This is a genomic window from Mesorhizobium calcicola, from assembly GCF_042682105.1.
In the GTDB taxonomy this organism is placed as follows: domain Bacteria; phylum Pseudomonadota; class Alphaproteobacteria; order Rhizobiales; family Rhizobiaceae; genus Mesorhizobium; species Mesorhizobium calcicola.
The window spans coordinates 69452-81887 of sequence record NZ_JBHUGY010000027.1; the positions used below are offsets into that span (position 1 = coordinate 69452).

10 protein-coding genes and 1 riboswitch are annotated in these 12436 nt (G+C 62.8%); all 10 genes read left to right on the forward strand.

Features of this window, described 5'->3' with window-relative positions:
* Positions 1–595 precede the first annotated feature (595 nt).
* The 10 genes from ACFSQT_RS17145 to ACFSQT_RS17190 all read left to right on the forward strand — a co-directional run bounded on the left by ACFSQT_RS17145 (position 596) and on the right by ACFSQT_RS17190 (position 12435).
* On the forward strand, positions 596–2071 hold the full coding sequence (locus tag ACFSQT_RS17145; protein WP_379020586.1) for an NAD-dependent succinate-semialdehyde dehydrogenase: 1476 nt from the start codon (positions 596–598) through the stop codon (positions 2069–2071).
* 750 nt (positions 2072–2821) lie between these two features.
* Positions 2822–2938, forward strand: a riboswitch (TPP riboswitch).
* A gap of 105 nt (positions 2939–3043) precedes the next feature.
* Positions 3044–4879 carry a phosphomethylpyrimidine synthase ThiC gene (gene thiC / locus ACFSQT_RS17150; RefSeq protein ID WP_379020588.1) on the forward strand — a complete coding sequence of 612 codons (1836 nt, stop codon included), beginning with the start codon at positions 3044–3046 and terminating at the stop codon, positions 4877–4879.
* Positions 4876–5844: a glycine oxidase ThiO gene (gene thiO, locus ACFSQT_RS17155; protein ID WP_379020590.1), complete on the forward strand. Its 969-nt coding sequence runs from the start codon at positions 4876–4878 to the stop codon at positions 5842–5844. The genes thiC and thiO overlap by 4 nt, the downstream gene beginning before the upstream one ends.
* Positions 5844–6041, forward strand: a complete 198-nt coding sequence (gene thiS / locus ACFSQT_RS17160) for a sulfur carrier protein ThiS (RefSeq protein ID WP_379020592.1) — start codon at positions 5844–5846, stop codon at positions 6039–6041. Before thiO ends, thiS begins: the two co-directional genes overlap by 1 nt.
* A 3-nt stretch (positions 6042–6044) precedes the next feature.
* Positions 6045–6818, forward strand: coding sequence for a thiazole synthase (locus tag ACFSQT_RS17165; RefSeq protein WP_379020594.1), 774 nt, complete (start codon positions 6045–6047; stop codon positions 6816–6818).
* Positions 6815–7420, forward strand: coding sequence for a thiamine phosphate synthase (locus tag ACFSQT_RS17170; protein WP_379020596.1), 606 nt, complete (start codon positions 6815–6817; stop codon positions 7418–7420). The genes ACFSQT_RS17165 and ACFSQT_RS17170 overlap by 4 nt, the downstream gene beginning before the upstream one ends.
* Positions 7411–8172, forward strand: a complete 762-nt coding sequence (locus ACFSQT_RS17175) for a hydroxymethylpyrimidine/phosphomethylpyrimidine kinase (protein ID WP_379020933.1) — start codon at positions 7411–7413, stop codon at positions 8170–8172. The genes ACFSQT_RS17170 and ACFSQT_RS17175 overlap by 10 nt, the downstream gene beginning before the upstream one ends.
* Before the next feature lie 717 nt (positions 8173–8889).
* Entirely contained in the window at positions 8890–9858 is a 969-nt protein-coding gene (locus ACFSQT_RS17180) for an NUDIX hydrolase (RefSeq protein ID WP_379020598.1), read from the forward strand.
* A gap of 64 nt (positions 9859–9922) precedes the next feature.
* The gene (gene nadA / locus ACFSQT_RS17185) at positions 9923–10897 is read left to right on the forward strand and encodes a quinolinate synthase NadA (protein ID WP_379020600.1); all 975 of its coding nucleotides are present in this window, start codon (positions 9923–9925) and stop codon (positions 10895–10897) included.
* The gene (locus tag ACFSQT_RS17190) at positions 10894–12435 is read left to right on the forward strand and encodes an L-aspartate oxidase (protein ID WP_379020602.1); all 1542 of its coding nucleotides are present in this window, start codon (positions 10894–10896) and stop codon (positions 12433–12435) included. Before nadA ends, ACFSQT_RS17190 begins: the two co-directional genes overlap by 4 nt.
* Position 12436: the final 1 nt, after the last annotated feature.

The window sequence follows — 12436 nt, forward strand, 5'->3', positions numbered from 1 at the left end:
TGGATTAGAGATATACGGCAGGCTGAGGCCCAGCACATGCGAGATCGAATAGCTTGGCTTGAATGCGAACTGATCAATGCGGCCGCGTCCAAAGGCAAATCCAAGTTGCAAAACGTTGGTCACGAGCTTCGTTCGCAGAAGGCTCGACTGGCACGCCTCGAACATTGCATAGCGTGGATGCCGAAGCGGCTCTAATGTCGCGCCCCACATGCGACGGGTAGATCCGAAGATCGCCGGTGTGGCGGGACCTCGGCTCGCGGTCCGATTGTTCACACGCCACAGCTCGCTCAACAGGGGCCAACGCCTATTGGGCTCACTTTACGAAACACTCTACGGCTCCGATGCGATACCCGAAACGGACGGCGCCGAGCAGGGCAAGAGCTATACGACGAATGATCTCCTGGGCGAATGGCTGTGGACCAAGCCCGCTGGCGAACGGTTCGTGAGGCGAAAGGCCGACCGCCGGCCTCCCCCACGGCAGGTCCACGGGTTCCAGCGACGCACGACTTTTCGTGAGTGGTCCTATGCAACAGCCACACGTGCGCAGTAGATGTCCACCCGGCCGGACAGGCCGAAAGCCTTTAAGGAACCGACATTGCCGCTGCTCCCGCCTTTGATCCCCCATCTCAAATCTCCCGACCTGTTTGGCAACCTTGACCGTCTCCCGGCCCTTGGCACGCCAGTTTGTGAGCGCACATTTGTGGTCCTCAACCCATCGACCGGCGAATTGCTGGCAGAGCTTCCCGACATGGGAGTCGAGGAAACACGCGCTGCGATTGACAAAGCGTACATGGCGCAGCCTGGGTGGGCGGCGCTGACCGCTCGAGAGCGCAGCGACATCCTCTGGCGCTGGCATCAACTGATCGTCGACCACACCGACGACCTCGGCGCGATTCTGACCGCCGAGATGGGCAAGCCACTGGCTGAGGCCAAGTCTGAGATATCGCATGCGGCGGCGTACCTGCAATGGTATGCCGAAGAGGCCAATCGCATCTATGGCGAGACGATCTCCGCCCCGTCGACCGACCGCCGCATGCTGGTGATCAAGCAGCCGATCGGCGTCGTCGGCACGATCACACCCTGGAATTTCCCTGCTTCCATGGTGGCGCGCAAGATCTCGCCGGCTCTGGCCGCCGGCTGCACGATCGTGCTCAAGCCGGCCGAACAGACACCGCTCGTGGCGGGCGCAATGTTCGCGCTCGCCCATCAGGCTGGCTTTCCCGAAGGCGTCGTCAATCTGGTCTATGCGTCCGAAGGTGATGCGGTTGGCCGTGAACTCTGCGGCAACCCCAAGGTCCGCAAGATCAGCTTCACCGGTTCAACCGAGGTCGGGCGGCTGCTGATGCGCCAATGCTCGGATCAGATCAAGAAGGTCAGCCTCGAGCTGGGAGGAAACGCGCCTTTCATCGTCTTCGACGATGCCGATGTCGATGCCGCGGTCGACGGTGCGATCCAGGCGAAATTCCGCAATGCCGGCCAGACCTGTGTTTCCGCAAATCGCCTTTATGTCCAATCGGGCGTTCACGATGAATTCGTCGACAAATTCGTGAAGCGGGTTCGCCAACTTCAGGTTGGTGACGGTTTCGATCCCGCGGTTGCCATCGGGCCGCTGATTGATCAGCATGCTCTGGCCAAGATCGAATCCCATATCGCCGACGCCGTCGAAAAAGGCGGTATTGTTCGATGCGGTGGCAAGCGTATCGGCACGAGGGGCACGTTTTTTCAACCAACCGTCCTCACCGGTATTTCCAGCGAGATGACAGTCGCGCAAGAAGAAACATTCGGACCGTTGGCTGCAATCATCAACTTCGACGACGCCGATCAGGTCGTACACGAGGCCAATGACACGATCTACGGCCTCGCCGCCTATTTTTATGCCTCCAACCTGAAGCGTGTCTGGCGCGTGGCCGAGGCCCTGGAATATGGCATGGTGGGTATCAACACCGGGCGCATGTCCTCCGAAGCCGCGCCCTTTGGCGGCGTGAAGCAGTCCGGCATAGGGCGCGAGGGTTCCCGCCATGGGCTCGAGGACTATCTTGAGATGAAGTACCTCTGCATGGGCGGAATCTGAAGCAGGGCACGATTTTGTTCGCGCTTTTCCTCGCTCAAGTTGTGACGAGGGTGCAAGCATCAACGCTGGCGGTATGATGATTGAGGCTCGGACGGCGGTCAGGCATCAGCCCCCCACTTGCCCGTGTGTCGCCTCTAACTCCCCTGCCTGCGAGCTCACTGCGCTTTCGCGTGCGACATAGCCAGCCGTCCAAAAGGGAAACGACGGACACTTCGCTTCAATCTTGCCAGCCGTCCCTCAAGGCCACTTTTCCGACGGGGGACAAGCCGGCCGGCCGGGCAGATAAACGGAACCCCGCTTCCGGCGGTTTGAACAGAGTGCTGCCAATGGATCGGCTGGTTGACTCGCTGCCGAGCAGGTGATCGGCGGCGTATATGCGGTGGCAAACAGCATGGTCCGCGATGGCGGTCTGCTTTTCACTTTCGCTTTCGCGCGATCTCCCCGTCAGCGCCTGAGGGAATTGGTGGATAGCGCTGACGACACGCCGACACGTCTGGCGGGGCCTTTTACGCCGGTCCGGTTCGATGCTCTGGCACATCATCGGACCGGGCGCCTCCGCTATTCGTCGATCTCGACGCACAGGGCCAATACACCTTCTCGATTCTTGACGAGTCGCAGAAGGCTTTGGCCATTCCTGCCCTGGTCTCCCGCGCGTGACTTGGCCCCGATCCACGAGCTTTCCATCCGCGCCCGCCGACTCCAGCGTGTCCGAAGGCGCTTGACAAAGCGGCGCCGTCCCGTTCAATTCGAGGCATTCACCAGGGGAGTCCCGGCAAGGGGCTGAGATACTGCTGGCTTTCGCGGCGCAGTGACCCGTTGAACCTGATCCAGTTCATACTGGCGTAGGGACGGTGCAAGCGCTTTGCGGGAGTTTATGCCCGAAGACCTGTCTCGAGCAGGTTGACCAAAGCGTCTTTTCATCCTTCCGGCACAGAACTGGGTCTCCAATGCAATTGAGCAAAGGAGCCTCAAATGAATGCCTTGACCCCAGCGGTTTCGACGGGACCGCTACCTGCCTCACGAAAAATCCACAAATCCGGCCTCCTCCATCCACAGATCAGGGTGCCGATGCGCGCGATCGACGTCCACCCGACAGCCGGCGAGCCGCCGGTGACGGTTTACGATCCGTCCGGCCCCTATACCGACCCCGCGGTCGAAACGAGCATCGAAAAAGGTCTTGCCCGAAGCAGGCACGCGTGGATCGCAGCGCGGGGCGATGTCGAAGCCTATGACGGTCGCCATGTCAGGCCGGAAGACAACGGATTTGCGGTGGGCGAGCGCCTGACGCCGGAATTCCCCGTTCGCAACCGCCCGCTCAGGGGCAAGGCCGGCAAGGCGGTGACGCAGCTTGCTTATGCCCGCGCCGGTATCATCACGCCCGAAATGGAATTCGTCGCCATCCGCGAAAATCTCGGCCGTGAGATTTTGCGCGACAAGCTGTCGCGAGACGGTGAAAGCTTCGGCGCGGACATTCCCGATTTTGTAACACCGGAATTCGTGCGCGACGAGGTGGCGCGGGGGCGCGCGATCATTCCCGCCAACATCAACCATCCCGAAAGCGAGCCGATGATTATCGGCCGCAATTTCCTGGTCAAGATCAATGCCAATATCGGCAATTCCGCCGTCACCTCCTCAATGGCCGAAGAGGTCGAAAAAATGGTCTGGGCGATCCGCTGGGGCGCCGACACGGTGATGGATCTGTCGACCGGCCGCAACATCCACAATATTCGCGACTGGATCGTGCGTAATTCGCCGGTGCCGATCGGCACGGTGCCGCTCTATCAGGCGCTTGAGAAGGTCGGCGGCATCGCCGAGGACCTGACCTGGGAGGTCTATCGCGACACGCTGATCGAGCAGGCCGAGCAGGGCGTCGACTATTTCACCATCCATGCCGGTGTGCGGCTGCATTACATTCCGCTCACGGTCGAGCGGGTTACCGGTATTGTCAGCCGAGGCGGCTCGATCATGGCGAAATGGTGCCTGCACCATCACCGGGAAAGCTTCCTCTACGAGCATTTCGCGGAAATCTGCGACATCTGCCGGGCCTACGATGTGTCCTTCTCGCTCGGCGACGGCCTTCGTCCGGGATCCATCGCCGACGCCAATGACGCGGCGCAGTTCGCCGAGCTGGAAACACTCGGCGAACTGACGAAGATCGCCTGGGCCAAGGACTGCCAGGTGATGATCGAAGGGCCTGGCCATGTCCCCATGCACAAGATCAAGCAGAACATGGACAAGCAGCTCGCGATCTGCGGCGAAGCGCCATTTTACACACTCGGGCCGCTGACGACTGACATTGCGCCAGGCTACGACCACATAACTTCCGGCATCGGCGCGGCCATGATCGGCTGGTTCGGCACGGCCATGCTCTGTTATGTGACGCCCAAGGAGCATCTCGGGCTGCCTGACCGCAACGACGTCAAGATTGGGGTGATCACCTACAAGATAGCAGCGCACGCCGCTGACCTCGCCAAGGGCCATCCGGCGGCGAAAGTCAGGGATGATGCCCTTTCCCGCGCGCGCTTCGAGTTCCGCTGGGAAGACCAGTTCAATCTGTCGCTCGACCCCGAAACGGCGCGCTCCTTCCACGACCAGACCTTGCCAAAGGAGGCGCACAAGGTGGCGCATTTCTGCTCGATGTGCGGGCCGAAATTCTGCTCGATGCGCATTTCCCACGACATCCGCGCCGAGGCCCAGAAAGAGGGCATGGCGGCGATGGCGGCGAAATACCGCGAAGGTGGGGATCTCTATGTGCCAGCGGACGAGACCGGTGCGCCCCTCATGCCCCAGGTGCCTGCGCGATCATGAAGGTGCTTGTCCAAGGGGCCGGCGTCGCCGGCCTCACCGCCGCCTTCGAGCTCGCCACACGCGGCGCGGCGGTGACCGTTGCCGAGATTGGGCATTGCCTTGGCGGCAATGCGTCGTGGTTCGCCGGCGGTATGCTGGCGCCCTGGTGCGAGCGTGAAAGCGCGGAGCAGCCCGTGTTGGATCTCGGACGCGATGCCGCCGACTGGTGGGATGTGGCAACGCCCGACGAGGTGACACGGGCTGGAACGCTGGTCGTGGCCTCGCCGCGCGATGCGGGCGAGCTCGAGCGGTTCGCCAGCCGCACGTCCGGCCATCGGCGTGTTGACGAAGACGAAATCGCGCAGCTGGAGCCGGACCTCGCCGGCCGCTTCCGCCGCGGACTGCTTTTCCCCGACGAAGCGCATCTCGACCCACGCCAGGCGATGACGGTGCTGCATGAGAGGCTCGCGGCGATGGGCGTCGAATTCCTCTTCGGCACGGACGCCAGGCAGGTTTCCGGGTTCGATCGCCGGATCGACTGCACGGGAATGGCGGCGGCCGACCACCGGTTGCGCGGCGTGCGCGGCGAGATGCTGATCCTGCACACGCCTGACATCTCGCTGTCGCGCCCGGTCCGGCTGCTTCATCCGCGCTTTCCGCTCTACGTGGTGCCGCGCGCCGATCACCATTTCATGATCGGCGCAACGATGATCGAAAGCCAATCCGGGGAACCAGTCACAGTCCGTTCGATGATGGAACTGATGGGCGCTGCCTGCACGCTCCATCCGGCCTTCGGCGAGGCTGGCATCGTTGAGACCGGCGTCGGCATTCGCCCTGCCTTTTCCGACAATCTGCCGCGTGTCGAGGCCCGTGGGAGCACGGTCGCGATCAATGGACTCTATCGCCATGGCTTTCTCCTCGCGCCGGCCATGGCGCGGCAGGCGGCCGAACTCGTCTTCACTCACGAACCCATGGAGCTTGCCTGATGAAACTGACCGTTAACGGCGAAGCGCTTGAGACCGCCGTCACAACGCTGGCGGCGCTGCTTGCCGCGCTCGACTATGAAGGCGATTGGCTGGCGACGGCCGTCAACAGCGACCTCGTGCACAGAGCCAGGCGGGCGGAGTTTCAGTTGAGCGACGGCGACCGGATCGAAATCCTCTCGCCCATGCAAGGAGGCTAGACCATGTTCGATCTTCTTGGAACGAACCTTCCTTCCCGGCTGCTGCTCGGCACGGCTCAATATCCTTCTCCTGCCATCCTTGCCGATGCGGTCAAGGCCTCGGGCACGTCGGTGGTAACCGTCTCTTTGCGCCGTGAGTTGGCGGGCGGCAGGGCCGGCCAGAAATTCTGGTCGCTGATCCGCTCGCTCGGCACAAGAATCCTGCCCAACACTGCCGGCTGCCACTCCGCCAAGGAAGCGGTCACGACCGCGAAAATGGCGCGCGAAGTCTTCGGTACGAGCTGGATCAAACTCGAAGTCATTGGCAACCACGACACGCTGCAACCGGATGTGTTCGGCCTGGTCGAAGCCGCCCGCATCCTGTGCGACGACGGGTTTGCGGTATTCCCCTACACCACCGACGATCTTGTTGTGGCCGAGCGGCTGCTGGAGGCGGGCTGCAACGTCTTGATGCCGTGGTGTGCACCGATCGGATCCGCCCTCGGGCCGATAAACATCACGGCGCTGCGCTCGATGCGCGGACATTTCCCTGGGGTCCCGCTGATCGTGGATGCGGGGCTGGGACGGCCGTCGCACGCGGCAACCGTCATGGAACTCGGCTTCGACGCCGTGCTCCTGAACACGGCGGTTGCCAAGGCAGCCGATCCGGTCGGCATGGCGCATGCGTTCGGCAAGGCGGTCGAAGCCGGCCGTGAAGCCTTTCTTTCCGGAATGCTCGAACCGCGCGAGGTCGCCATGCCGTCGACCCCGACATTCGGCAGGGCGGTTTTCTCATGAAGCTAGATCCCTTCTACCTGATCGTCGACAGCGCCGCCTGGATCGAACGGCTGGTGCCGCTCGGCGTCAGGTTGGTTCAGCTTCGCATCAAGACCATGGATGAGGTCGGGCTGCGCGCGGAGATCCGCAAGGCGAGGGCCTTGTGCACCCACCACCAATGCCAGCTCATCGTCAACGACCATTGGCGCCAGGCAATGGAGGAAGGCTGCGACTTCGTCCATCTCGGCCAGGAGGATCTGCAAACCGCCGACCTCTCGCAAATACGGGCAGCCGGCGTGAGGCTCGGGCTGAGCACCCATGATCACGCCGAACTGGAAACGGCCATGGCCGCCGAGCCCGACTATCTCGCGCTCGGCCCGATCTATCCCACCATCCTGAAGAAGATGAAATGGGCGCCGCAAGGGCTCGAACGGATCGCCGAGTGGAAGCGCCTGGTCGCACCGATTCCACTGGTTGCCATTGGCGGCCTCAACCCTGACCGGCTCGACGGTGTTTTCGAGGCTGGCGCGGACAGCGCGGCGGTGGTCACCGACATCACGCTGCATGCCGACCCCGAAGGGCGGACGCGAGAATGGATCGAAAAGACCAGGCCATGGCGCTGAGACGAGAACCGCATGTGCTTGTCGTCGGTGGTTCTGATTCCAGCGGCGGAGCCGGAATTGCACGCGATATCGAGACGATCTCTGCCGTGGGCGTGCGCACCTGCCTTGCCGTCACGGCGCTGACGGTGCAGACGCACGAGGCCGTCAAGAAGCTCCATCATTCGCCACCAAGCCTGGTGGCGGACCAGATGCGCGCGGCGCTTCAGGCCAATGAGGTGGCGGCCATCAAGATCGGCATGCTCGCAACCGCTGAAATCATCGCTGCCGTAGCCGCAGTGCTCCGCGAAAATCCGCAGGTGCCGGCAGTACTCGACCCGGTTCTCGCCTCCACGTCGGGCCGGGCGCTCCTCGAAGCAGGCGCCATCGCTGCCATGAAGCGTGATCTGGTGCCGCTTTGCTGTCTGGTCACACCCAATCTCATCGAGCTGGCGCTCCTTATCGGCGCGGAGCAAGCGGTCGATGAGGATGAAGCGGTCTGGCAAGGCCAGGAGCTCTTGGCCGCCGGCGCGCAGGCCATTCTGATCAAGGGCGGCCATGCAAAAGGACTTCGATCGACGGATATCCTGCTGCGCTCCGGTCAAGAACCCATTCGCTTCGATGCGCCGCGCCTTGCAGTATCGATGCGCGGGACTGGTTGCATGCTGGCCAGCGCGATTGCGGCACATCTGGCGAATGCGAGCCCGCTCGAAGAAAGCGTGCGCAGAGGCAAGCTGTTTGTTTTCGAGAAGCTGGAGACCGACCGCACCAACTGAAAGAAAAAACGAAGCCAAGCCGTAGCATCCTAGTAAGTCGCGGGAGCCGACTGGGCGCTTCAGGGGCGGCGCGAAACATCTTCGGCGCTTCGCGTTTTGCAAAATCACACGAAGCGGATCGGCAACCAAACCCAAACGCCGACCCCGCCACAGCGCGCCCAGATCACAACACGTAAACGACGGCGGGATGTCGGGCCATAGATCACAATGCCGGCGAGCATCGCAATGGTCCTGCCGCGGCCGTATTCGCTTTCAGCGGCAAGACTATGTTGGGGACACGTCGCTCACCGTCTTTGAATTGTTCGGACACTGTGGTCACGAGTGCCGGCACGGCAATTGCCTGACGTCTTGCGCGCAGCGATCGGACGACACGAAGCCCAGATGGCGGAATCGTTGTCAGATCGGCGGTAGCTGCCTCTGGTTGACAAGGCCCATACGATTTCGCACTGCCCTTGTTCCGCCCCCAGGTTCGACGGTTTGGCCGTCGAGTACCATGCCGACGCGTTCGTTGACGGGCGATCGGATCGCTTTTGTGTCACCGGCCACCTCGATCTTCCTTCCCCTGCGTTACCCCTCGCGGGTGTCGCGGTTGGCGCAAGCCTGTGCAGCTGCGAGAACTAAAATCCACGAGCCGTAATGTTGACGCGCGGACAGATAAGAGTTCATTAAATCGATTGAGATTGCAATACTGTAGCCGTGCCAACAAAATCCGGGAACATGAACGACAAGGCGAAAGATACCAGAAAAGGCCGCGCCGGACGCAAGGCCAGCGAGATCAAGGCGGATCTGATCGCTGTCGTGGTCGCCGTCACTGAAGGGGACCCTTGCGTTCTCACCATCGGGCAGGCCAATGCACTTCCGTCAGGCCCGTTCGAGTTCGATCACCGCTCGCTGCAATCGGGCCTTCGGGCATGGGTCGAACAGCAAACCGGTCAGCCGCTGGGTTACATCGAGCAACTCTACACTTTCGCCGACCGCGACAGAATCGCCGCCGAAGACCAGCAGCGTGTGATTTCGATCAGCTATCTCGCTCTCACCCGGAAAGAATATGCCATCGCCTCGGCCAAGCCGTGCTGGGGGAGCTGGTACGATTACTTCCCCTGGGAGGACCATCGCTCCGGCACGCCGCCGGTGGTGCTGGATGTTCTGCGCCCACGCCTGATCGAATGGGCGCAAGGCGCGCCAGAGGGCGAGGCGCGTCGCGAGCGCCGCCGGCGGGCAGCAGTCGCCTTCGGCTTCGACGATCGGGGCTGGAACGAGGAGCTGGTGCTCCAACGCTATGAGCTGCTCTATGAGTCGGAGCTGGTTGAAGAGGCGGCTCGCGGCGGACATGAGGGCGCCCTCGCCCCAATGCCGGGCAGATCGATGGTCGCCGATCATCGCAGGATCCTTGCAACCGGCATTGCGCGGCTGCGCTCCAAGATCAAATACAGGCCCGTCGTGTTCGAGCTGATGGCGCCGGTTTTCACGCTTCTACAGCTGCAGCGAACCGTGGAGGCGCTCGCCGGCAGGCTCGTTAACAAGCCGAACTTCCGACGCCTGATCGAACAGCAGGAGCTGGTCGAGGAGACCGGCGAGACCACCACCGAAACCGGCGGGAGGCCGGCGAAGCTTTATCGCTTCCGTCATGCCGTTCTCGATGAGACGGTCATAGCTGGGACAAAATTGCCGCAAACACGGGGTTGACATCCTTATAGTCGGCGTAGATATATCCCCCTTATAACCAGACTGACTATAATCGGAGGCGCCGATGACCCGGGCGTTACCTGCGGCCGCCTCCCTGTACGATCGCGTAAGCCGCGTAATTCCGTCGATCGAATGGCCGGCCTTCAGCGACGACATCGATGCCATCCTGGCGCTGAAGCGTGAGCGCAACGCGGTGATCCTGGCGCACAATTACCAGACGCCGGAGATCTTCCATTGCGTTGCCGACATCGTCGGCGACAGCCTGGCTCTCGCCCGCAAGGCAATGACGGTCGAGGCGCAAGTCATCGTGCTCGCAGGCGTGCATTTCATGGCTGAGACGGCCAAGCTGCTCAATCCCGACAAGACAGTACTCATCCCGGATCTCGGCGCCGGCTGCTCGCTGGCCGACTCGATCACGGCATGGGACGTGCGGTTGATGCGAGAGCGTTATCCCGGAGTTCCGGTCGTCACCTATGTCAATACGTCGGCCGCCGTGAAGGCTGAGTCCGACATCTGCTGCACTTCGGGGAATGCGCTGGCAGTGGTGAAGTCGCTCGGCGCGCCTCGCGTGATCATGCTGCCCGACGAATATCTGGCGAGAAACATCGCGGCGCAGACAAAAGTCGAGATCATCGCCTGGACGGGACGTTGCGAGGTGCATGAGCGCTTCACGGCGTCCGACATTCAGGAACTGCGCGAGGCCTATCCAGGCGTGACGGTGCTTGCTCACCCTGAATGTCCACCGGAGGTCGTGGCGGAGGCAGACTTCGCTGGCTCGACGGCGGCGATGTTGGACTACGTCGGCCAGCACAAGCCAGCGCGCGTGGCGCTCATGACGGAATGCTCGATGAGTGACAACATTGCCGTCGAACATCCGGAAATCGAGTTCGTACGCCCCTGCAACCTGTGCCCGCACATGAAGCGTATCACGCTTCGTAACATCCGCAGCGCGCTCGAAGAAAACCGTCACGTCGTCACGATCGATCCATGTGTTGCCGAGCGAGCCCGTTGGGCCGTCGAGCGCATGCTTTTCGTATGACACCGGATATCCATGACATTGGCGGGGCACCGATCATTATCGGCGCTGGCCTCGCCGGGCTCATGACGGCCATTCATATGGCACCACAGCCGGTCGTTCTTCTCTCCAGAGCCCCGCTCGGGACCGAAGCTTCGAGCACCCTGGCCCAAGGCGGCCTCGCAGCCAGCCTCGGCGAGGACGACGCCTCGGAACTCCACCTCGCCGATACGCTCGCTGCCGGCGACGGATATTGCGACGAACTAATGGCCAGGCGGGTGATTGAGGCTGCACCTCGAGCGATCGAGAACCTCATTCGTCTTGGCGTTGCTTTCGACCGCTCGACGGATGGGAAGTTGCGGCTCGGCCTGGAAGCGGCGCATTCGCGCCGCCGCATCGTGCACGCCGCCGGCGACGGCACCGGCCGCGAGTTGTTCCGCACGCTCCTCGCCGCGGTGCGGCGAACCCGTTCGATCACAATCCTGGAAGGGATGACGGCCCTTCGCCTGATCGTTGCAGAAGGCAGCATTGTGGGCCTGTTGGCTATCCTGCCCGGCGGCGCGTTCGCATTGCCTACGCGGCGTGTGGTGCTTGCGACCGGCGGCATCGGTGGCCTCTTTAGCGATACGACGAATCCGCTTGCCTCCTTCGGGCACGGGCTGGCGCTGGCCGCCTGCGCCGGCGCGGAGCTTGCCGATCTCGAATTCGTGCAGTTCCATCCGACCGCCCTCGACAGCCCACGCCGTCCAATGCCACTTGTGAGCGAAGCCGTGCGCGGCGAAGGTGCGGTGCTCGTCGACGAACACGGTCAGCGCTTCCTTGCCGATACGCCCGGCGCCGAGCTCGCATCGCGTGACGTGGTCGCGCGGGCCATCTCCTGTCAGCTCACCGCGGGCCATCGTGTCTATCTCGATGCCCGGCAATGCCTCGGCCCGAAATTCGCAAAACGCTTTCCAACGATCGACGCGGCTTGCCGGCAGGCCGGCATCGATCCGGCCGTCGAGCCGATCCCGGTGCGTCCCGCAGCCCATTACCACATGGGGGGCGTGGCCGTGGATGCCGAGGGCCGCAGTTCCGTTAGCGGCCTGTGGGCGTGCGGCGAGGTTGCATGTACCGGCCTGCACGGCGCCAACCGGCTGGCCAGCAACTCTCTGACCGAAGCCGTTGCGACCGCCGCGTGGGTAGCGGCAAGCGTCGGTGGCACTTGCGCCGGCTGGCAGTGGCCCAGGCTTCCAGCAATCGTTCCAGTGCGACCGGACCCTTCACCTATGCGCCAAATCGTCTCCAATGCGCTTGGCATCATCCGCAACGGCAAGGGGCTGCGCCAGGCCGTGACGGCTCTGCTGCCGATCGCCGTTGGCGAGACAGCGGCGGCCGACCCGGCACTGGTGGCGATGTTGATCGCGATTGCGGCGCTTCGGCGAGAGGAGAGCCGCGGCTCGCATTACCGATCCGATTTCCCCGGGCGCGATGCTGCCGCCGTCCCCTCGCGACTGACGCTCTGCACAGCCTTTGAGAATGCCGTCTCGCTCAGCTGGCAAGCATCCGAACGGAGCTGTTGAT

Bases quoted from the DNA above. Each gene is read 5' to 3' on its own strand.
- thiC (WP_379020588.1), top strand. From the start codon at position 3,044: ATGAATGCCTTGACCCCAGCGGTTTCGACGGGACCGCTACCTGCCTCA.
- thiO (WP_379020590.1), top strand. From the start codon at position 4,876: ATGAAGGTGCTTGTCCAAGGGGCCGGCGTCGCCGGCCTCACCGCCGCC.
- thiS (WP_379020592.1), top strand. From the start codon at position 5,844: ATGAAACTGACCGTTAACGGCGAAGCGCTTGAGACCGCCGTCACAACG.
- ACFSQT_RS17165 (WP_379020594.1), top strand. From the start codon at position 6,045: ATGTTCGATCTTCTTGGAACGAACCTTCCTTCCCGGCTGCTGCTCGGC.
- ACFSQT_RS17170 (WP_379020596.1), top strand. From the start codon at position 6,815: ATGAAGCTAGATCCCTTCTACCTGATCGTCGACAGCGCCGCCTGGATC.
- ACFSQT_RS17175 (WP_379020933.1), top strand. From the start codon at position 7,411: ATGGCGCTGAGACGAGAACCGCATGTGCTTGTCGTCGGTGGTTCTGAT.
- ACFSQT_RS17180 (WP_379020598.1), top strand. From the start codon at position 8,890: ATGAACGACAAGGCGAAAGATACCAGAAAAGGCCGCGCCGGACGCAAG.
- nadA (WP_379020600.1), top strand. From the start codon at position 9,923: ATGACCCGGGCGTTACCTGCGGCCGCCTCCCTGTACGATCGCGTAAGC.
- ACFSQT_RS17190 (WP_379020602.1), top strand. From the start codon at position 10,894: ATGACACCGGATATCCATGACATTGGCGGGGCACCGATCATTATCGGC.